Raw genomic sequence first — 18,953 nt, 5'->3', positions numbered from 1 at the left:
GTAGGATGAATGTGAGCGAGTCCGTGAGTGCCATCGGATATCAGGCCGATACCCGATCGACTATCTGCGGGAAGGTTGGCGCGAACCTTTGGCGGCCTCCTGCATCACGATGGCAACAATTGCGCCAGAGACAAACGTCAATGCGGCAATCGATGTTATCGCCGACGAGAGCCCGAAGCGATCGGCGATGAGACCTGCTGAGAGCGCGCCGATCGCGTAGCCGAGATCGCGCCAGAACCGATAGACGCTGAGCGAGCGGGCGCGCCAGCTGGGATGCGAGGCGTCGGAAACGGCAGCGATCAGGCTTGGATAGACCATTGCCGTTCCAAGGCCGAGCAGAAGACTGCCGATGAGCCACCATTCGAACCGGCCCGTGGCGGCGGTAAGAAACAGACCGCCGGCCTGGGTCCACATCCCGGCGACGATCAGGCCCTTGCGGCCCCAGCGATCGCTCAAGGGGCCGGTGACGACTTGCAGGATTCCCCATGTTGCGGGATAGACCGCCTTCAGGATGCCGATGCGCTCGATGCCAAGTCCGAAGGACACGAAGAACAATGGGAAAATACCCCAGCTCATGCCGTCGTTGAGGTTGTTGACGAGGCCGGCCTGCGAAGCCGCGAACAGATTGCGGTTCCGGAACGAGGTCAGCGCAAACACCTCCCGGAAACTGATCGGCACGGATTGCATTGCGTGAGCGGATGTTTCCAACCGGAGGTGGTCGCGCGTGTCACGGATTAGCAGCACCGACAATACGGTGCCGACGATGGCGTAGCCGATCCCGAGATAGATGGGCACCGGGCGCAGGCCGTATCGCGAAGCGAGATAGCCCGTGAGGAATGCCGTTACGCCGACGGCGAGATAGCCGGCAAATTCATTGAGGCCGACTGCAAGGCCACGTGATTTCGGACCGACGAGATCGACCTTCATGACCACAGTCATCGACCAGGCCAGTCCCTGATTGCTGCCGAGCAGTGCATTGGCCGCAATCACCCATCCCCAGCTCGGAGCCCAGATGATCATGAAAGGAACCGGCAAGCCGACAAGCCAGCCGAGGACGAGAACGCGCTTGCGCCCCCAGCTATCGGCGAGTTGGCCGGAGACGAGATTGGCAAGCGCCTTGACCACGCCGAAGCTCACGATGAAGGAGACGACAAGTGTCGTCGACGTGATGCCGAACTCTTCCGATCCGATGAGCGGCACGACCGTTCGCTCGATCCCGACCATGCCGCCGACAAAAGCATTCACCAGCATCAGGAGAGCAAACTGCCGCCAGTTTTCCATAAGCCCAAGTCTGACAGTCGAGCCTGCTGACCGCGAAACGCCCATCGGTCAGGCCGCGGCGACCAACCCGGCATTGGTGGCTCGGTTGCGCGCCGCATCCGGCGGCGGGGGTGGTATGTCGGCGACCATCGTGGCGACGAAGGTGCCCTCGTCCTCAATGCGGAATGCTTTGTTGAAGCGCTTCTCGAAGCCAATCGTCGATGTCGGCTTGCCGCTGAGCGAGCGCCCGCAGACCGAGCCGGAATATGCGTCGGGCAGCACCTCGACGTGATCCGGCAGTTGCTTGAGACGACGCACGCTGGAAAACAGCGTCCGCGCGCCGGCCTCGGCGTCGGTTGCCAGTTCGGTTCGCCCGAGATCGCCAACCATCAGCGTGTGGCCTGTCAGCACGAACCACGGCTCGCTCGCGCGTGTCCGATCGGTGACCAGGAGCGAAATGTGCTCAGGCGTATGCCCGGGCGTGTGCATGACGGCCATCGTCACATTGCCGAGTTCGAGCACGTCACCGTCCTTGGCGCGCAGAAACGGGAACCCGGCCTCCGCGCCTTCGAAGAGCAGGTATTCCGCGCCGGACGCTGCAGCGAGCGCCCGCCCGACGGAAATGTGGTCGGCATGGATGTGCGTGTCGACCACATAGAGGATGCGCATGCCCGTCGCCTCGGCGACCCTAAGGTAAGGCGCAATGTCACCGACCGGATCGACCACCGCAGCGGCCGATTTTCCACCACATCCGAACAGGTAGGATGCGGCGACGGGATCGGAATGGAGGAATTGACGGAGGATCATGGCTTGCGCTCCCTACCTCGCCTGCGGTAATATTCAATTATTCTGCTGAATGTTTCACCGAGGAACAGTCGTGTCAAGCATTGGACCAAAACAGGCGATTTTCGCCAGCCTTGCAGAGGTGGCTCAGGCGCTCGGGCATGCGCACCGGCTGGAATTGCTGGAGCACCTCGCACAGGGTGAACGCAGCGTCGAAGGACTTGCGGCTCGGGCCAGCCTCAACTTTGCCAACGCCTCGCGCCACCTTCAAATCCTTCGACGCGCGCGACTTGTCGAAGCCGAGCGGCAGGGCAAGCATATGCTCTATCGCCTTGCAGGAGATGTTCTGGTGGTTGAATTAATGAAGGCTCTGGGGCGCGTGGGTGAGCGGAACGTCGCCGAGGTCAACCGCGTCATGACCGACTATTTCCAGGCTCGAGACGCCTTGGAGGCTGTGTCGCGTGAAGAGCTTGTCTCAAGGTTGCGTGATGGCCTTGTCACGGTTCTCGATGTCCGGTCGGAGGACGAATTCGCGCTCGGACATCTACCGGGGGCGCTCAACATCCCGTTCGCTGAACTTGAAAACCGGCTGGCGGAACTTCCCGCGAACCGGGAGGTCATTGCCTATTGCCGCGGCCCTTATTGCGTTCTCTCGTTCGAGGCTGTCGCGGCACTGCGGGCGCGAGGGTATGTCGCTCACCGGCTCGAGGACGGGTATCCCGATTGGAAGGCCGCAGGCCTTCCAATTGAGGCAGCGGCCTGAGTGGTCCCGCAGCCAAAGTTTTCGGTCGAACAACATGACGCCACCAGTTCCGCGATCACCGCTGCTTATCGCGCAAGTCTTGATGTCGCAGCATCGGGGACTTGCAAAAGCTGCATTTTGCGGCCAGCCTAGGCGGATGATGGCCCGGCTGTCGCCAAAACATCTCCTCGTCATGCTAATAGCGGTCTTCCTGACCGCCGGGTTCAGCCTGTCTGCCGCTCAGGCCAGCGTCATGTCAGCCAAGATGGCGAACGCTATGGCGATGCCCACCGGTGCCACCACAGGCACTTTGGCCGGTGCTTCCATGAACGGCGACTGCAAGGCGTGCCTCAAAGACATCGGCGACAGTGGCAACCCGATGCATTGTCCGCCGACCTGCATCGCACCGGTGCTGGCGGTGCTGCCGCAAGACCTCGCGGTGACGGCAGTTCTCCACGTGCAGCAGCCATCGACGCAAGCTGCCCCGTTGCTGCAGGGGCGAAGTTCCCTACCCGACCCATACCCTCCCCGACTCAGCGCTTGACGCCGTTTCAGCCGTGACGCGGCTGATTCCCGGCGCCTGATCGCCTGTGTTGCGCATCGTTGCGCGCGCGGGCGCATACAGCATTCCAGTTCGATGCCGAGTGGCTCGCCATCGATCGAGATCGCAAAGGGCTAGCAGGGTGAAATACGATTTCAGTCATTCGATATCGCGCCGCGGGTTTTTTGCGGCGGCGGCGGGCGCTGTCGTGTCCTGCTCGCTGCGTCCTGCACGCGCCTCGACCGAGGACGAGCGCCGGATCAAGGTCGGCCCGGGCCAGGCGCTGCTCAATGGCGCCGACGGTCCGTCTACCGCAGTCTGGACCTATAGCGGCACCACCCCCGGCCCAACATTGCGCCTGCGGCAGGGCCAGCCGGTCCGCATCACTGTCGAGAACGGACTAGACGAAGACACGACCGTTCATTGGCATGGCATCCGTTTGCCGAACGCCATGGACGGCGTGCCGGGCCTGACCCAGAGGCCGATCGGACCGGGCGAGAACTTCGTCTATGAGTTCACGCCGCCAGATGCCGGCACCTTCTGGTACCATTCGCATGCCGACAGCCTGGTACAGATCGGCCGTGGACTCGCCGGCCCGCTGATCGTTGAGGAACGGGAGCCCGTCGCCGCCGACCGCGATCTCCTCTGGCTGCTGCAGGACTGGCGGCTCACCAGTGACGGCCAGATCGCCGGCGGCTTCGGCAGCATGATGGATGCGTCGATGTCGGGCCGCGTCGGCAATGCCGTCACCATCAACGGCGCGGCGCCGGCCGACCTGAGCGTGACGGCAGGTGAGCGCGTCAGACTGCGGCTCGCCAATGCCTGCCTTGCCCGCATGGTGGCGCTGCGCTTCGAGGGTCACCGTCCGGTGATCGTCGCGGTCGACGGCCAGCCCTGCGACCCGCATGAACCGGAAGACGGCCGCCTGGTGCTGGCGCCGGCCATGCGCATCGACATTATGCTCGACATGCAGGGTGGTCCCGGCAGCAGGCACGCGGTGGTCGACGACTTCTATGACGGCCTCGTCTACACGCTGACAACGCTTGCCTATGACAAGGCGCCGCCGCTGCGCCATCATCTTCTCGATGCGCCGCGTCGCCTGCCCGCAAATCCGCTGCCGGCCCCCGATCTGGCCAAGGCCGAACGGCATGAGATCGTCCTGCAAGGCGGCATGATGGGCGGCGGCAAGCTGGCCGGCGTCGGCGGCATGATGGGCATGGCGATGCCCGGCATGAACGGCGCCGCCGCCTGGGCAATCAACAGCATGTCGATGACCGGCGATGGCGATGCCGGCATTGCGCCGCAGTTTACGCTCAAACGCGGCGTGACTTGCCACCTCACTGTGCGCAACGAAACCGCCTGGTGGCACCCCATGCACGTTCACGGCTTCAGCCTGTCGGTGCTTTCGCGCAACGGCTTGCCGGTACCGCACCGGCAATGGCAGGACACGGTGCTGCTCGCCCCCAAGGACACGATTGAATGCGCCTTCGTTGCCGACAATCCCGGTGACTGGATGCTGCACTGCCATGTCGCCGATCACCAGATGGCCGGTCTGATGACCGTGTTCCGCGTGACCTGAAAGTTTTATCCAACCAAGGAGAACTGCAATGAAACTGACCTACCGCCTTGCCGCACTGTCCCTGCTGATCGCAACGCCGCTGCCCGCCTTCGCCGCAACGATCAACGCCGTCATGTACAAGAACCCGCAATGCAGCTGCTGTGAATCCTACGCCAACTATCTTGAGCACAATGGCTTCAAGGTCGATATCAAGCCGGTCAACAATCTCTCTCAAATCAGCAGCGATGCCGGCGTGCCGGCGGACCTTGAGGGCTGCCATACACTGATGGTCGACGGCTATGTCGTCGACGGCCTTGTGCCAGTCGAAATCGTCAAGAAGCTGTTGACCGAGCGGCCAGCTATTAGCGGCATCACGCTGGCTGGCATGCCGGCAGGCGCGCCCGGCATGGGCGGCGAGAAGTCCGAGACCTGGACGATCTACGCCTTCACCAAGGACGGCAAGGCGCCGACCGTCTATGCGACCGAGTGAGCGCACCGTGATCAAGTGCAGATGGGCTATCTTCCTTGTCTGCTCGTTGCTGGCGTTTCCGCCGCCCTCCGTGGCAGCGGGGGCACCTGAGAACTTCACACTGCTCGATACGCCCGCCGCCGTGCCGGAAATCAGCTTCGAGGACGGCACCGGCAAGCCGAAAACGCTCGCCGATTTCTCCGGTAAGGTGGTTCTGCTCAACATCTGGGCGACATGGTGCGCGCCCTGCCGCAAGGAAATGCCGATGCTTGACCGGCTGCAGGCCAAGCTCGGCGGACCGGATTTCGAGGTCGTCGCGCTGTCGATGGACCGGAAGGGTCCCGACGCCGTGAAGAAATTCTTCGCCGAGACCGGCGTTACACACCTTGCGCTGAACATCGATACCTCGGCCAAAGTCATGTTCACGCTCGGCGCGGTGGGCCTGCCGATGACCGTGCTTATCAACCGCGACGGCAAGGAGATCGGCCGGCTGATCGGGCCGGCTGAATGGGATTCTCCCGACATGGTCGATTTCATCCGCAGCCGTATTGCCGCTAGCCCGAAAGGAAAAGGCTGATGCTTGCCAGAAACCGGGACGAGCCGACGGTTCGGGACGTTTCATCCGCTTGGAACGAATGGATGCGTCTGTTGTGCGGCCTGATCGTCTTCACCGCGCTGATCACCGGCTTCACGCATGGAGCGCGGGCGCATTCAATGGACGAAGTCGACGCCATGCTGCAGAACGACGAGAAATATTTCCAGCAGATAGACAGGCCAACGCCCGATTTCACGCTGCGCACCGCCGACGGTCGCATCGTGCGGCCGGCCGACCTCATCGGCAAGGTCGTCGTCCTCCATTTCATCTACACATCGTGCCCGGACGTCTGCCCGCTGCATGCCGAGAAGATCGCCGAGATCCAGAAGATGGTGAATAGCACGCCGATGAAGGATCAGGTCACCTTCGTGACGATCACCACCGACCCCACAAAGGACAAGCCCGATGCGCTCAATGCCTATGGACCGGCGCATGGGCTCGACCCTGTCAACTGGCTGTTCCTGACCACTGCCCCGGGCCAGCCGGAGGATATGACCCGCAATCTGGCGGAAGCCTTCGGTCACAAATTCAGCGTGACCAATGATGGCTACCAGATGCACGGGATCGTCACGCATGTGATCGACAAGGAGGGCCGCTGGCGGGCGAATTTCCACGGCCTGAACTTCGCGCCCGTCAATCTCGTCACCTTCGTCAACGCGCTCACCAACAATGTCGAGCGCACGCACCACGAACGGGACGAAGGCTGGCTGGCAAAATTGAAGGGCCTCTTTTGACGGAGAGGCACTGACATTCTCGACGACAAGAAAGGGAGACGCGCATGTTCACCAAGCCAAGAGATGCAGGCAGGTATTGCAGCGGCATCGCCCGCGCCCTGCTCTTTGCCGGCCTGACAGGATGGTTCCTGCTCAATCCGGGCTTTCAAGCCATACAGGCGAATGCTGCAGGCGAGATGTCCCAGGATCAGTTCGACCAGCGGATACACGACTATATCCTGGCGCATCCGGAGGTTCTCGTGCAGGCGCTGAAAAGCCTGGACCAGCGCCAGCGTGAAGCAGATGCAGCCCAGGCCAGGCAGGTGCTCAAGGCGCGCGCGGACGACATCTTCCGTGACAAGCAAAGTCCAGTCGGCGGCAACGCCGAGGGCAACGTTACCCTGGTCGAGTTCTTCGACTATAATTGCCCCTATTGCAAGCAGATGGCGCCGGTCATGGAACAGGCTGCGGCCGACGATCCGCAACTCCGGATCGTCTACAAGGAATTCCCCATCCTCGGCCCAGATTCGGTGTTCGCGGCCAAGGCGGCGCTCGCCGCCGACAAGCAGGGCAAATACACAGCGTTTCACAAGGCGCTCTATGGGTCCAAGACAAGGGTGACCGAGGCGGCCGTCGTCAAGATCGCCGCCGAGGCCGGGCTGGACGTCGAGCGCATGAAGGGCGATATGCGGCAGCCGGACATCCAGGCGCTGATCGACCGCAACATGGAACTGGCCCAGGCGCTGAGAATAACGGGAACGCCGGGATTTATCGCCGGCGACCAGATTTTTCCCGGCGCCACCGATCTTGCGACGCTGAAGAAGCTCATCGAGCAGGCAAGGAGCGGCAAATGACAAGGACCCCAAATCGACGCACGGTCATTCTCGGCGTCTTCGGCGCCGCCACGGCTGCAGGCTTTCTCGGACCGGATTTGGCAATCGCTGCCGACGATCCCGAATTGACCAAACGTTTCAAAGATCTCAGCGAGAGCGGCAACAGCACCTGCTCGGCCAAGTTTACCGAGTCGATCGCGACCATGCCCGCGATGGCGCGCATCAAGGGCTCGTGCTGCAGCCCGATGGAACTGAAACGCTATCGCGAGCAGGTAAATGGGCTTACCCAATATCGCGCCATCCCGATGATCCCCAGCGACCCGTACGACATACCGGCGGCGACCGCGCAGCAGACGCTGCCTTACTACGATCTGAAGCTCACCGGGGACGAGCAGAAGGCCTACGATTACGCGATGGCCAATTCCGAGGAGAAGGGCCCCTGCTGCTGCCCATGCTGGCGCTGGAGAGTGTATGGCGGACTGGCGAAATACCTGATCCACGAACACGGCTTTGACGGCAGGCAAATTGTGAACGTATGGGACCTGTCCGACGGCTGCGGCGGGGGAATGTAGAATTGCCGGAGTATGCATCTTTCCCCGTTCTGTAACCGGAATCACCGTTGTCTTGACGGAGGTTGCCGGCGACTTAACTTAGCTTGCACTCGCCAATCGTGGGCGGCGAACTCAGCCTTCGCGCCACAGGATGATTTCCATGATGGATGGGTCAGGGGGCATGTGGTTGATGGGCGGGATGGGCCTCATCTGGATCCTGGTGTTGGTCGCCCTCGTGCTCGCAATCGCGGCGCTCGTCAAATATCTACAACACTGACCGATTGAAGCGCCGAGGCGTTGGCCGCCGAGGCGGGCTTCGGCCGAGATCAGCAACGACATGCGGATCAGGGGCTTGCCGTTACGACCCACGTCGACGACCCTGCCACGAGTCGGCAAGGCCGGCGCTCAGTTCGCACGACCCGCCAGACTGCTACGCCTTCGAGGCCCGGGCTGCATGTCGCGTGACTTTTCGGGGCGACGCTTAAGTCTGGCGGCTGTCGCATGCCTCGGTCACGCTGATCGGACCTTGTCCGTCGTCGCGCGAACATAGTTCAGGTTCTTGGTTCCAACGGCGCCGACGTCGCTGACCTTAAATCCGCTCTCGGTCAACAACGAGGCGATCCCATTCATGTCCACGTGACCATGTCGATGAAATCTCGGCAATCTGGACTTGCGTACCGGCCTGCCGAAATCGATAAGCAACAGCCGGCCAGCGGGCTTCAAGACGCGTGCTGCCTCGCGGACGAAGGCCGATCGAACGGGCTTCGACAGATGATGCAGCATCAGCGTGCCGATCACAATGTCGAACCGTGCGTCCTTGAAGGGAAGCTTCTGCGCCGTCCCATTGACGAAAGTCAGATCGAGGCCAGACCTTTTGGCCTTGGCGCGCGCCCTCTCGATCATTTCAGCCGATGCATCGACGCCCGTGACGCTTCCATCAGAACCCACTAGCCGCTTCGCGGCAATCGCAAGGGTTCCCGTTCCGCAGGCGACATCAAGCACCGCTTCGCCGGGCCGGAGCTTCGCCAAGCGAAGCATGTGCTCGCGAAACCGCCCCTCGCGACCGAAGGTCAGAACGCGCGCAAGCCAGTCATAGCCCGCCGCCCGGTGCAGGACGATGCCGATCCCCCTGTCGCTCGCGCCGTGCGTTTTCCGCCGAGGCCTATGCGAGAAAGGAAGCCCCAGAGCAATACGATCGCGATTGCTGCTAGGGTAAGGCCGTGGAATGCCGCCACCCAGGCGCCGGCGCCGATGTAGCCCATGCCAAAATTGGCCAGTAAGAGGAAGCTGGCGACGAGCGACAGTTTGGCAAGCAGGGCCATCGCGATCACGCCCTTGCGCGAATGCCGTCCGTTGCCGGCGCGGTGACCAGATAAGTGCATGTCGGCGACCTTCCGTTGCGGCCTGTCCAATATACGATTTGAGCTTCTGGACTTGGCGTATCATACTGGACACAATGTCCAGCATGAGATTCCGGACACCAGACCTTTGAATGTCCAGAAGCAGGCGCCGAACGTGGCGATGACCATAAAAATCGACCGAACGAGCGACTCAAATACCATCGATCGCCGCGTCGCGCGGACGCGCGCGCTGCTGCAGGATGCGCTTATTGCCCTGATCCCGGAGCACGCATATGCGGCCATCACGGTCGACGACATTTGCCAGAGAGCAAATGTCGGCAGGTCGACCTTCTATACCCACTACGCAGACAAGGATGCTCTACGCAGCGCGACCATCGAGGCGCATCTGGGGTCGCTAAGCCGTGGGCGCATGTCGGCAAGTCAGGAGATTGGTGCTCGCCTGTTTGCATTTAGCCTTCCCATGTTCGAACACGCATTTGCGTTCCGGTCGCTTCACCACGCGCTGCTTGCGAGCAGCGGCGACACGATCCATGACGAATTGCGCGAGCGTATTCGGCGCGCTGTCCGAGCAGAACTTGTCGAAAAGCGGGTCGGTGGAGGTGGAGTGCCCGTCGAATTCGCCGTCCAGTTCATCGCCGGCGCATTTCTTGCGGTCCTCACCTGGTGGGTCGCCACCGACACGAACCTTTCACCGGCGCAAGCGGATGATCTGTTCCAGGGAATGGCGGGAAACGGTGTCGGCGCCTGGGATATATCAGGCTCCGATTCGTAAAACGGGATTGGCCTTGGCGGCGGCAGACGTGGCGCCTGATAGCGGCCGCCAGGAGGACTTATCGGGCTGGACTTGCCAAAGTGCCGATGGAGAAAGCTCCACTCCAGCGGCTCGCGACAGAGACGATCCGCGTGAAGGTCGGCGAGACCCTGAAAGTGCGTTTCATCGGCACCAACAACGACTTCATCCCACCCCATGCACATCCATGGCGGGCTCTTCGAGGTGGTCACCCGCGACGGAGAGACGATTTTCCCTTCGGCCCGCTTCCTTGCCGACACCGTTAATGTCGGGCCGAGCCGTCGTCGGCGCTACCCTGGCATCCATGGCATCGCCACCGCGCCGCTCGCCACCGCGATACCGAGCGCTGTCAACGCGATCCCCACCGTCGCCTCGAAGCGGTGGCCGCGCGGCAACAGCTTCTCGACGAAGACGACCAGCGTCAAAAGCAGCATCCAGGCGAGGCTCATGACACCAGCCGCGACCAGAACGGCAAACAGCGCCCAGCAGCAGCCGAGGCAGTACAGGCCGTGCCGCAGCCCCATGCGAAGGGCGCCGATCCGCCCGTCGCGCCAGTGCTCGGCAATGAAGGCCAGTGGCGAGCGGCAGTGCCCGAGGCAGATGTGCTTGGCCGCCGTGAACTGGTAGAGCCCAGCCGCTGCGAGCGTGGCGCCGAGCGCGAGCGGCGCCCAACGCGAACGCTGAGGCGGATCGAAGCTAATCGCGATATCGCTGCCGAGCTGGACCAGCGCATACACTAGAAAGCCGGCTCCAGCCCAGACGAGGATATAGCCGGCGACGAAGATCCAGGTCGGAACTGCAACGCGGCGTTCGCGCCTTGACTGTGCCGACGCGAACATGAAGATCGTCGGCGCAGCAGCAGGCAGCATCATCGCCGCCATCATCACGGTCCATACCGCGAGAAACACGGCGGCGTTGCCGATCGACCAAGGCTCGGCGGCGATGCCGCCCATCGCCATGCCGGCCATACCCTGCACGCCTTCCATCCGGCCGCGCACGGCAATGCCCATCGGCATGTTCATGCTGAGGGTTTGGTAGAGCGTGACCGCCCAGGCTGCCGCCGTCAGCAGCGCGAGGGAAGCAAGCAGGCCGAGTGGCACGCCGCCCAGCCTTGTGACAAGCGGCGGCAAGGAGAACCGGCCGATGGCGCGTGGGTCTGCCACCGCCTTAGCTCGGGCCGGTCCACTGGAACGGTATGTGCTTGCTCGAGCGGGCAGTGCCCGTCCAGTCGAGGCCGAAGCCCTTGATGCTGACCTCGACGGAACGGCCCCAGGTGGCAACCTGGCCGGGACCGACCTCGGAGCCCGGTGGGTTGATCGTCTGCACGCGCTTGCCGGGTGGGGTGGTCGGGCCCGAAAGCGCTTCCGCACGCCCGACGACGCGGCCAGGGATCTCGACCCGCCAGGTGGCGAGGTCGCCCGCCACCTCGAAGGCGATCGGCACAAACTCCATGCCGCGCAGTTCGCCAATGTTGGCGGCAAAGCCCGCCGGCCAGCCGCCGGCCTGGCCGCCGAAGATGGTCTGCAGCGCCTCGCGCTGCTTCTCGTTGGCCTTCTCATCAAGGTACATGCCCATGACGGCCTTTGCCTCGCCGGCCCAGAGATTGCCTTCGAACTCGCCGAGCGCCACCAGCGTCAGGCCGTCGAGCTTCACGTCGCCGTATTGGCCCTCACGCACGTGCCAGGCGAGCACGCCCTGGCAGTGATTGCCGGTCGGCCGCTGTGCAAATTCGCAAGGGCAAGGGATGTCGCAGCTGCAGATGTCGAACCAGTCGCCTGCGAGCCGCCATTGAGGAACTGCGTTCATGGCTCTTACTCCCGAGAACTGATGGGGCAAGATTACTCCATCGGCGCTCGCGGCGAAACGTCTTACCTAGGCGGGGTAATGGGCCGCTAAGCGGGCGGCTCACTTTGCTACGGCGCTTGAGTGGCGCGCTCCGCGCGCGGCTTTTTGGCGGTCCGTTACCCCATCTAGTCAGCGAAACAGGCGCAACGTCTGACAGCTTGTGATCTTAACCTTGCTCACCGCCTAACCCAGTGGAGTGCGGTGCACATAGAAACCGCCAGCAAGCTTTGCCGGCGCATCGACGTGGGTGTTTCGCACGGCGCACCTTTTGGGCGGCGGCCCGATGGCCACCGCCTCTGAAACCGCCCGCGGATCAAGCCTGCAGAAGCTGCCCGGTAGTGGTGACCGGCGGCATCATTCCGTCTTCGACCAGGATGTCTTTCTTCCTGGCGAACTGCACGAGAACGCCGCGCGCCGTCTCCGCGTCGATCTCGCCGACCAATGCGGCTTTACAGGCGCGGATCGCAGCCCTTTGTTCAGGGCTGTTCCCGCACCAGTCAGTGACGAACTGGTAGGCATCCACGATCGAATTCAGCTGCCTCGGGAACCCGAGTCCGACCCAGACGCGAACGGGCTTTTCGAAGGGCTGAGAAAGCATGATTTCCTCCCTCCGAAACGGTCAGGCGGCAACGCCGCCCGTCTCGCCCGACTGTGCGGCCGCCACCCAAGGCATCGCCGTTGCGACGTCCTCGAGGATCTTCACGGAGCGGGCAAAGCCGGCGAACGCATCCCGCGCGACTATTAACGGTATGAGACCGTCGTAGGCGCGGTGACACGCGCGCTTTGCCGTTTCGTAGATCACGCCTCGCCGATGCTTCGGCCATTCGTCGAGAAAATCGAAAGCATCCTCAAGACAGGCGATCTCTTGAATGAGACCTTCCGCGGCTCTCACGAACACGGGACTCTCAAATGTTCTCTCGCTCATCGAAACCTCCAATCTTTGAACGATTTCAGGTGGTTGAGGATGGTCGCCCCAGCAATCGGCAGCGACCTGCGGGAAATATGTGAAGGCCGATTTTCGACGTCAAGACCGCATGAAGCCAGTGCGCTATCAGACAAAAGTCGTCCGTTACGACGGACACGGTGAGCGCTACTCAGGCGACGGCCCGCTCGGTCCAGCCGGTGGGTTGAACGAACGTCACTCGCTTGGTCTATGGCACACGCTCACCCTCTGCGCAGAACGCGGACGAGATCGGCCTCTTCTCCTGTCCTATTTTCACGCCGCAGCCGCCCTTTTGCCGCACTGGGCAGTCCGACCCGTGGAGAAGTGGATCCGGATCAAGCCGTGCAAGACAGACAAAAGCAAGGTGTGCAGCCAGCCGGTTGTGGTCGAATTGCCGCCGCTGCCGGAGCTCGAGGCCGAGCTTTCCTGCGAACCGGCGGGCAATGGCAGCAGGAGCCAAATGGTGGGCCCGGAGGACGGCTTAAAATCGTTGATTTTGTTGAGTTTTTCGTGGGCCAAAATCAGAAGTCTTCCCGTACCTTTCCGTATGGTTCCGCCGCCCAACGCTGCTGCTAGTTTGTGGCCGGAAAACTGGTGAGGCGACACCTGCCCAAGGCGAAGCCGGCATCATCGAAAATAATGAGATGTAGGCACTGCGGAAATATCGTTGACTAAAACCCGCGCTCTGTGTGCTGGTCTTTTTTGACGAAACTACGGCTCTTGCGGATGGATGATATGAGGTCCTCGACACGGTCAAAAGGCTCGGAAAATGGCTTTCTCGCATGAGATCGAGCCTCCAGCCGATTGTCATAAATGCGCCTCAGCAAGTCGCAGGCCACTTTGGCGCGCTGCCATGTCCGACCGACAAGTGAGCAGCCTCCTAAGCTTGCCGGGGCATTGTCGACTTCATCCCACACCGTCCACGTGGCCGGACGGCTCGGGGTGACAACGGAATCTAGATTGGTCGTCTTCCATAGGTAACGAACGAGAAAGCCACACCCTATGTAAGACGACGAAGTGGTTAACGTAACGCTGACCTTTCTCGTAGTTCCTGGCTGCTTGCGGCCTATCCAGACGATCGAAGAGGGCCCGCACCCGGTTGCGAGAAGGTTGCAAGGAAGCGTGTCGAAGCCCTGGCGAAAGAAAACGCCTAATCGCTAACGCCCCAGCGGAGCCGCGGCGACCTGCCCACCACGCAAGCCTAGTGCACGCGCGCTGGAAGCGGCCGGCGCCTTCGACCTTAGGTTCATCGCCCGCGCTATGCCTTGCCGTATGCGCTCTGGCTGGTGTCGGGCGTATAGATCAGTCCAACACGCTTGCCGCCGAATTTGGCGCATTTCAGCTTCGGAATGAGATCGTCCGCCATCGCTGGCGCGTCCGGACCGGACCGATCCCGCGGGCTTCACGATGTCGAGCACTTGGCGATGGTGGCATGGCGTGCGCCGTCACGGCCATTTTCGGGTCCAGAGATTGAACGTCCGGCCCCTTTGCCATTCGCCGGATAAAACCGGCGTTCTTCGCGCCGTCCGCCTCCAGCCCGTATCCATTGGGTCAGATCAGACCGTATTGGCGAGCCTTGTTGCGCAGGAATGGCAAGCCATTGCCCATCACTTCGGCCTCGTCCTTCGCGACTGGCCGCCAGACGGAGAGGCCGTAGGAGACTTCCGGCGGCATGTTGATGAAGCTTTCCATGGCAAGTCCGCCCTTGAAGCCGATCGCCGCGAGCGTTGCGTAGATCTCGTCCCAGGGGCAGTTGCCGGTGCCCGGGGTGCCGCGATCGCTCTCTGACAAGTGAATATACTTCAGGTGATCGCGAGCGGCCAGAATACCATTGGCGGCCCCTTTCTCCTCGATGTTCATGTGGTAGGTGTCGAGATGAACAAAGATGTTGTCGGCGCCGACTTTCTCGAGCATCCAGACGGCCTGCGCGCCAGTATTTATAAGGTGGTTCTCGTAGCGATTCACCGCCTCGATTCCGAGCTCTATGCCCCGGATCTTGGCATGCTTGGCGGCGACCGTCAGCACATGCGCGATGTTGTCGTATTCCTTTTCGGTGGGGGGCAGGCCGGTGCGTTCGCCAATACCGCCGAAAATCACGCCGGAAAGCGCCAGCGCGCCCATCTCTGCAGTCTTGTCGATCGCCACTTCGAGATGTTCGATAGCGGCATCCGGCCGCACCGAGGCCCAGGCCCGCTCCGGCAGGCCAAGCGAACAAACAGCTGGAAGATTGTGCTTTTCGAGCAAGGCGCGCGTATGCGCGGCATCGACCGCCGGCGCGTTCAGTAGCGCGATCTCGATAAAGTCCATGCCGTATTTGACAGAAGCGGCGATCGCCTTCTCTGCGCCGGCCCGATCCCAGTTCATCGTCCACATCGAGGTGTGGACCCCAAAACCATGCATCTAACTCACCCTTTGTTTGTGTTCAGGAACTTTAGGCGCCCGGCAAGCCAGCGCAGGATCATCACCGTGATCATCAAAATGCCCCAGACCGCCGTCGCCAGATGCTGGTTGGCGCCCATCAGATTGAGTCCCGAGGACAGTAACTGGAGCACCACGAGCGCGACGAAGACAGGGATCACGCGACCGAAGCCGCCGAATGGATTGACCCCGCCAAGAAAGCAGGCAAGCACAGTGATCAGCAGGTAGGACTCGCCGTGTCCGACACGCACCGAATTGAAGCGGGCCAGCATGATGATGCCGGCGACCGCACACATCGCACCGGACAATGTGTAGACCAGAACCTGCACCTTGCGCGTATTGATGCCGGAGTAGCGCGTGGCCTCGATGTTGGAGCCGATCATATAGGTGTTGAAGCCCAGCTTCATGCGCGTCAGCAGGAGGTGCCAGATCAGCACACACGCGATGAATATGAGCAACGGAACCGGGATCCCAAGAATCGAACCGTAGCCGATCGGCGCCAGGAAGCTGGGAAAGCCGGACACGTCGCCGCCGTGGGTCAGGAACTCACCAAGACCGCGCAGGAAAATCATCATCGACAGCGAGACCAGGATCGGGTGAGCCTTGGTGTAGGCGATGACGAGCCCCATGATCAGTCCGCTAAGTGCTCCGACCGCAAGGGCAAGGATCGAGCCAAGGACAAAGGCACCGATGCCCGCGTCGACGCCGCCCTGGCTTTGAAGGATCCAAGCGAGCGTCAGCCCGGCGATGTTGGCCGTGAAGGTGATGGCCAGGTTCAGGCCGCCGGTCAGGATCGGGAGCAGCATGGCGAGTGTGAGCAGGCCGAGCTCCGGCAGTTGGTAGGCGACGGAGCCAAAAGTAGCCCGGGAAAGGAAGTTCGGTGCGGCAATGCCGAACACGATCATGACTACCGCAAACGCGGCAAGCGGACCTGCCAGTTCGGGGCCGAGCAAGTTGCGGACGCGTTCAATCACAACCGTCATGAAGGCATCCGCCGGCTTTTCAGGAACGGCAGCAGCCGTTCAATGCTGGTGTTCGAAAGGGTAATGGCGGCCAGGATGATGGTGCCGACGATCATCTTGAACGCGAAAGGCGACACGCCCATCAAATTAAGTCCGTTTTGGGTGATCGAGACCAACAGAACGCCAAGGATGCAGCCGAGCACGCTGCCTTTGCCGCCGCCAAGCCGTGCACCGCCAAGGACCACGGCTGCCAGGACGTCGAGTTCGCGCCCATATAGGGCGTTGGGCACCACTTCCTGCGCGTAATGCGCTTGGACGAGACCGGCGATGCCCGCCATCAGGCCAAGCCAGCCGAACGCGATAAATTGCATGGCCCCAACATTGATGCCGAAGCGGCGCGCGCCTTCCGGATTGTCGCCGAAAGCGTAGAGCTGGCGACCAGTGGTCGTGCGCGTGATCAACGCCCAGGTAGCGAATACGCAGATCGCCATAATGAGCACGGGTAGGGTGATCTCCGCCCACGTGCCATCAGCCATCTCGCGCTCGAACAGGACCACGCGGGCGGTGAGCCAGTCCGGCAGATTGTAGATTGAAACGCCGCCTGTGAAGAACATCAGCAAGCCGAAGAAAATGTTGAAGGTCGAAATCGTGGCGACGATCGAGATGATCCTGAACCTGTGGATCAGGAAAGCATTGATGCAGCCCAACGCGATGCCCAATGCGCCAGCGATGGTGAGGCCGACAATCCAATTCCCGCCGCCTATCCAGCCAAGGACGATTGCCGTCAGATATTGCAGGACGGAGGCTGCAACCGCGAAGGAGATGTCAATGCCGCCGGCAATCAGCACGACGAGCAGACCGACGGCGAAGATGATGTTGACCGAGCTTGTGTTCAGGAGGTCAAACGCATTGCCGAGGGTGAAGAACCGGTCTGTCGCAAACGACAGGAAGGCGCAGATGACCGCGATCACGGCGAGCAAAGCCAGCTCCGTTGCGTGAGAGCGGACAAACCTACGCATAGACCGCCGCTTCGATCGCCTGTAGGGACGTGACGCCGGGAACATATTCGCCGACAATGCGCCCCTGAGCCATATGCAGCACACGGTCCGCGTTGAAATAGACTTCAGGGACCTCGTCCGAGATCAGGATAATCGACAGGCCGCTGTCGGCCAGCTTGGAAACGATATCGAATATGCCGGCACGCGCGCCAACATCAACACCGACCGTCGGTCCGTCGAGGATCAGCAGTTTCGGTTCAGTCGCCAGCCATTTTGCAATGGCGACACGTTGCTGATTTCCCCCCGACAGGGTCGAGACCGCGTCTTCCTGCTTTCCGATCCTAACGCCGAGATCCCTTATCCAACTAGTGACTAGGGATCGTTTGCGATCGCTCGAAATGAAACCGCCAGAGAGAATCTTGTCCAGCGAGGCAATGACCATGTTGTCGGCAATTGCCTGGGGTTGAATGAGACCTAGCGACAGCCGATCTTCCGAAAGATAGGCGACACCGGCGGCGATCGCGTCACGGTTGGAACCGAAGCGGACCGGTTTGCCATCCAGCACAACAGAGCCGGACCTCGGCTTGCGCATGCCGAACAAGGTCAACGCCAGCTCGGTGCGCCCTGCCCCGAGTAACCCGGTGACGCCGAGCGTCTCGCCGCGGCGGACCGTCAATGACACATCCTCGAATTCGCCAGGCCGCGACAACCCCTTGACCTCGAGCGTAACCGGGCTCGTGCTCAAATCGCGATGCAGGACGGAATAGTCGAAGGTCTTGCCGGTCATCAGCTCTGTAATGCGCGATTGGGTCAGACCTTTGGTCGGAAAGACGCCAACCAAGGCGCCGTCGCGCAGCACCGTCACACGGCTGGAGATTTCGAGAACCTCCGCCAGGCGATGACTGACGAACACAACGGCAACGCCCGACGCCGACAGGTTCCGCACAATGTCCAGCAGATAGTCGGTTTCAGATTGAGTGAGCGACGCCGTCGGCTCGTCCATGAAGACGAGCTTCGCCTGGCCGACGAGGGCGCGCGCGATTGCCACGATCTGCCGCTGTGCGATGGGAAAATGGTGTAGGGCGAGATCGACATCGAGGGTAATACCAAGACGTTGCAAGGCGTTGGTCGCGACACGGCGCATTTCGGCATAGTTCACCAGCCGCGGCCAGCGGCCGATGACAGTCTGGAACGCGATGTTCTCGGCGACAGTCATCTCGGGAAACAGGGCGAGGTCCTGCCAGATGACCTGAATCCCGCCGGCCTGCGCCGCTACCGGCGACATGTGGGAGTAGCTCTGGCCGTCATAGTCGATCACGGCGCCCGCCTCGGGCTTGTAAACGCCGGTGATGACCTTGATCAGCGTGCTCTTGCCGGAGCCGTTCTCGCCGGCCAGGCAATGCACCTCGCCCGGCAGCACCTCAAAGCTTACATTCTTCAGCGCCTTCACGCCGCCGAACGTCATGTTGACGTTGCGGAGCGACAGCAACGGCCGTGATGCGACGCCATCGAGTGCCTGATCAGCCATGGAGTTGAACCCTGGATCCAATCGCGTTAACACATCCTCAGCCGGGCAGGCTCGAGGCCAGCC

At 61.8% G+C, this 18,953-nt stretch carries 21 protein-coding genes and 1 pseudogene; 11 read left to right on the top strand and 11 right to left on the bottom strand.

All coding sequences use genetic code 11. The features are described 5' to 3' along the window. Window positions 1–60 precede the first annotated feature (60 nt). Both NKJ35_RS15770 and NKJ35_RS15765 read right to left on the bottom strand, forming a co-directional pair. Window positions 61–1,281: an MFS transporter gene (locus tag NKJ35_RS15770; protein WP_352648267.1), complete on the bottom strand. Its 1,221-nt coding sequence runs from the start codon at window positions 1,279–1,281 to the stop codon at window positions 61–63. A gap of 48 nt (window positions 1,282–1,329) precedes the next feature. Further along, a complete protein-coding gene (locus tag NKJ35_RS15765; protein WP_352648265.1) occupies window positions 1,330–2,067 on the bottom strand; it encodes an MBL fold metallo-hydrolase in 738 nt (245 codons plus the stop codon). 70 nt (window positions 2,068–2,137) lie between these two features. Between NKJ35_RS15765 and NKJ35_RS15760 the strand changes: the two genes are divergently transcribed. The 8 genes from NKJ35_RS15760 to NKJ35_RS15725 all read left to right on the top strand — a co-directional run bounded on the left by NKJ35_RS15760 (window position 2,138) and on the right by NKJ35_RS15725 (window position 8,066). Beyond that, the gene (locus NKJ35_RS15760; RefSeq protein ID WP_352648338.1) at window positions 2,138–2,806 is read left to right on the top strand and encodes an ArsR/SmtB family transcription factor; all 669 of its coding nucleotides are present in this window, start codon (window positions 2,138–2,140) and stop codon (window positions 2,804–2,806) included. A gap of 136 nt (window positions 2,807–2,942) precedes the next feature. Then, the gene (locus NKJ35_RS15755) at window positions 2,943–3,329 is read left to right on the top strand and encodes a hypothetical protein (RefSeq protein WP_352648263.1); all 387 of its coding nucleotides are present in this window, start codon (window positions 2,943–2,945) and stop codon (window positions 3,327–3,329) included. 139 nt (window positions 3,330–3,468) lie between these two features. Next, a complete protein-coding gene (locus NKJ35_RS15750) occupies window positions 3,469–4,905 on the top strand; it encodes a multicopper oxidase family protein (protein ID WP_352648261.1) in 1,437 nt (478 codons plus the stop codon). Window positions 4,906–4,933: 28 nt separating this feature from the next. Continuing rightward, window positions 4,934–5,374 carry a DUF411 domain-containing protein gene (locus NKJ35_RS15745; protein ID WP_352509011.1) on the top strand — a complete coding sequence of 147 codons (441 nt, stop codon included), beginning with the start codon at window positions 4,934–4,936 and terminating at the stop codon, window positions 5,372–5,374. 7 nt (window positions 5,375–5,381) lie between these two features. Then, entirely contained in the window at window positions 5,382–5,930 is a 549-nt protein-coding gene (locus tag NKJ35_RS15740) for a TlpA family protein disulfide reductase (RefSeq protein ID WP_352648259.1), read from the top strand. Continuing rightward, window positions 5,930–6,682 (top strand): SCO family protein, encoded by a 753-nt coding sequence (locus NKJ35_RS15735; protein WP_502904641.1) that lies wholly within the window; start codon window positions 5,930–5,932, stop codon window positions 6,680–6,682. The genes NKJ35_RS15740 and NKJ35_RS15735 overlap by 1 nt, the downstream gene beginning before the upstream one ends. Window positions 6,683–6,726: 44 nt before the next feature. After that, on the top strand, window positions 6,727–7,515 hold the full coding sequence (locus NKJ35_RS15730) for a DsbA family protein (protein WP_352648257.1): 789 nt from the start codon (window positions 6,727–6,729) through the stop codon (window positions 7,513–7,515). Beyond that, the gene (locus NKJ35_RS15725; protein WP_352648255.1) at window positions 7,512–8,066 is read left to right on the top strand and encodes a hypothetical protein; all 555 of its coding nucleotides are present in this window, start codon (window positions 7,512–7,514) and stop codon (window positions 8,064–8,066) included. Before NKJ35_RS15730 ends, NKJ35_RS15725 begins: the two co-directional genes overlap by 4 nt. 489 nt (window positions 8,067–8,555) lie before the next feature. Here the strand turns inward: NKJ35_RS15725 and NKJ35_RS15720 are convergent, their stop codons facing one another. Then, the gene (locus NKJ35_RS15720; RefSeq protein WP_352648252.1) at window positions 8,556–9,512 is read right to left on the bottom strand and encodes a class I SAM-dependent methyltransferase; all 957 of its coding nucleotides are present in this window, start codon (window positions 9,510–9,512) and stop codon (window positions 8,556–8,558) included. A gap of 21 nt (window positions 9,513–9,533) precedes the next feature. On the opposite strand from NKJ35_RS15720, the gene NKJ35_RS15715 reads away from it, so the two are divergent. Both NKJ35_RS15715 and NKJ35_RS15710 read left to right on the top strand, forming a co-directional pair. After that, window positions 9,534–10,178, top strand: coding sequence for a TetR/AcrR family transcriptional regulator (locus NKJ35_RS15715; RefSeq protein ID WP_352648250.1), 645 nt, complete (start codon window positions 9,534–9,536; stop codon window positions 10,176–10,178). 116 nt (window positions 10,179–10,294) lie between these two features. Next, window positions 10,295–10,481 (top strand): annotated as a pseudogene (locus NKJ35_RS15710) (multicopper oxidase domain-containing protein); the annotation flags it as partial. A 5-nt stretch (window positions 10,482–10,486) separates the two neighbouring features. Here NKJ35_RS15710 and NKJ35_RS15705 read toward each other — a convergent pair. The 4 genes from NKJ35_RS15705 to NKJ35_RS15690 all read right to left on the bottom strand — a co-directional run bounded on the left by NKJ35_RS15705 (window position 10,487) and on the right by NKJ35_RS15690 (window position 12,966). Then, on the bottom strand, window positions 10,487–11,359 hold the full coding sequence (locus NKJ35_RS15705) for a DUF2182 domain-containing protein (RefSeq protein ID WP_352648247.1): 873 nt from the start codon (window positions 11,357–11,359) through the stop codon (window positions 10,487–10,489). 4 nt (window positions 11,360–11,363) lie between these two features. Beyond that, window positions 11,364–12,002 (bottom strand): DUF1326 domain-containing protein, encoded by a 639-nt coding sequence (locus NKJ35_RS15700; protein ID WP_352648244.1) that lies wholly within the window; start codon window positions 12,000–12,002, stop codon window positions 11,364–11,366. A 352-nt stretch (window positions 12,003–12,354) separates the two neighbouring features. After that, window positions 12,355–12,639: a DUF982 domain-containing protein gene (locus NKJ35_RS15695; protein ID WP_352648242.1), complete on the bottom strand. Its 285-nt coding sequence runs from the start codon at window positions 12,637–12,639 to the stop codon at window positions 12,355–12,357. A 21-nt stretch (window positions 12,640–12,660) separates the two neighbouring features. Next, window positions 12,661–12,966 carry a DUF982 domain-containing protein gene (locus NKJ35_RS15690; RefSeq protein WP_352648240.1) on the bottom strand — a complete coding sequence of 102 codons (306 nt, stop codon included), beginning with the start codon at window positions 12,964–12,966 and terminating at the stop codon, window positions 12,661–12,663. A 79-nt stretch (window positions 12,967–13,045) separates the two neighbouring features. Here NKJ35_RS15690 and NKJ35_RS15685 point away from each other — a divergent pair, with 79 nt between their 5' ends. Then, window positions 13,046–13,582, top strand: a complete 537-nt coding sequence (locus NKJ35_RS15685) for a hypothetical protein (protein WP_352648237.1) — start codon at window positions 13,046–13,048, stop codon at window positions 13,580–13,582. Window positions 13,583–14,535: 953 nt separating this feature from the next. Here NKJ35_RS15685 and NKJ35_RS15680 read toward each other — a convergent pair. Genes NKJ35_RS15680 through NKJ35_RS15665 form a run of 4 tightly spaced genes read right to left on the bottom strand, consistent with a single transcriptional unit; the run spans window position 14,536 to window position 18,890 of the window. Next, window positions 14,536–15,384 (bottom strand): sugar phosphate isomerase/epimerase family protein, encoded by an 849-nt coding sequence (locus NKJ35_RS15680; RefSeq protein WP_352479376.1) that lies wholly within the window; start codon window positions 15,382–15,384, stop codon window positions 14,536–14,538. Between the two features lie 5 nt (window positions 15,385–15,389). Continuing rightward, window positions 15,390–16,385: an ABC transporter permease gene (locus NKJ35_RS15675; RefSeq protein WP_352648235.1), complete on the bottom strand. Its 996-nt coding sequence runs from the start codon at window positions 16,383–16,385 to the stop codon at window positions 15,390–15,392. Beyond that, the gene (locus NKJ35_RS15670) at window positions 16,382–17,383 is read right to left on the bottom strand and encodes an ABC transporter permease (protein ID WP_352648233.1); all 1,002 of its coding nucleotides are present in this window, start codon (window positions 17,381–17,383) and stop codon (window positions 16,382–16,384) included. Before NKJ35_RS15670 ends, NKJ35_RS15675 begins: the two co-directional genes overlap by 4 nt. After that, window positions 17,376–18,890 carry a sugar ABC transporter ATP-binding protein gene (locus NKJ35_RS15665; protein WP_352648230.1) on the bottom strand — a complete coding sequence of 505 codons (1,515 nt, stop codon included), beginning with the start codon at window positions 18,888–18,890 and terminating at the stop codon, window positions 17,376–17,378. The genes NKJ35_RS15670 and NKJ35_RS15665 overlap by 8 nt, the downstream gene beginning before the upstream one ends. Between the last annotated feature and the right edge of the window lie 63 nt (window positions 18,891–18,953).

It is taken from the genome of Mesorhizobium sp. M0136, assembly GCF_040322515.1.
GTDB lineage: Bacteria > Pseudomonadota > Alphaproteobacteria > Rhizobiales > Rhizobiaceae > Mesorhizobium.
Note: the sequence above shows the minus strand (reverse complement) of the source record. Positions and strands in the feature narration are given on the sequence as shown.

What these genes read in the sequence shown, in the direction of transcription:
- NKJ35_RS15770 (WP_352648267.1), bottom strand. Translation starts at nt 1,281, where the DNA reads ATGGAAAACTGGCGGCAGTTTGCTCTCCTGATGCTGGTGAATGCTTTT.
- NKJ35_RS15765 (WP_352648265.1), bottom strand. Translation starts at nt 2,067, where the DNA reads ATGATCCTCCGTCAATTCCTCCATTCCGATCCCGTCGCCGCATCCTAC.
- NKJ35_RS15755 (WP_352648263.1), top strand. Translation starts at nt 2,943, where the DNA reads ATGATGGCCCGGCTGTCGCCAAAACATCTCCTCGTCATGCTAATAGCG.
- NKJ35_RS15745 (WP_352509011.1), top strand. Translation starts at nt 4,934, where the DNA reads ATGAAACTGACCTACCGCCTTGCCGCACTGTCCCTGCTGATCGCAACG.
- NKJ35_RS15735 (WP_502904641.1), top strand. Translation starts at nt 5,930, where the DNA reads ATGCTTGCCAGAAACCGGGACGAGCCGACGGTTCGGGACGTTTCATCC.
- NKJ35_RS15730 (WP_352648257.1), top strand. Translation starts at nt 6,727, where the DNA reads ATGTTCACCAAGCCAAGAGATGCAGGCAGGTATTGCAGCGGCATCGCC.
- NKJ35_RS15725 (WP_352648255.1), top strand. Translation starts at nt 7,512, where the DNA reads ATGACAAGGACCCCAAATCGACGCACGGTCATTCTCGGCGTCTTCGGC.
- NKJ35_RS15720 (WP_352648252.1), bottom strand. Translation starts at nt 9,512, where the DNA reads ATGCTGGACATTGTGTCCAGTATGATACGCCAAGTCCAGAAGCTCAAA.
- NKJ35_RS15700 (WP_352648244.1), bottom strand. Translation starts at nt 12,002, where the DNA reads ATGAACGCAGTTCCTCAATGGCGGCTCGCAGGCGACTGGTTCGACATC.
- NKJ35_RS15695 (WP_352648242.1), bottom strand. Translation starts at nt 12,639, where the DNA reads ATGCTTTCTCAGCCCTTCGAAAAGCCCGTTCGCGTCTGGGTCGGACTC.
- NKJ35_RS15690 (WP_352648240.1), bottom strand. Translation starts at nt 12,966, where the DNA reads ATGAGCGAGAGAACATTTGAGAGTCCCGTGTTCGTGAGAGCCGCGGAA.
- NKJ35_RS15680 (WP_352479376.1), bottom strand. Translation starts at nt 15,384, where the DNA reads ATGCATGGTTTTGGGGTCCACACCTCGATGTGGACGATGAACTGGGAT.
- NKJ35_RS15675 (WP_352648235.1), bottom strand. Translation starts at nt 16,385, where the DNA reads ATGACGGTTGTGATTGAACGCGTCCGCAACTTGCTCGGCCCCGAACTG.
- NKJ35_RS15670 (WP_352648233.1), bottom strand. Translation starts at nt 17,383, where the DNA reads ATGCGTAGGTTTGTCCGCTCTCACGCAACGGAGCTGGCTTTGCTCGCC.
- NKJ35_RS15665 (WP_352648230.1), bottom strand. Translation starts at nt 18,890, where the DNA reads ATGGCTGATCAGGCACTCGATGGCGTCGCATCACGGCCGTTGCTGTCG.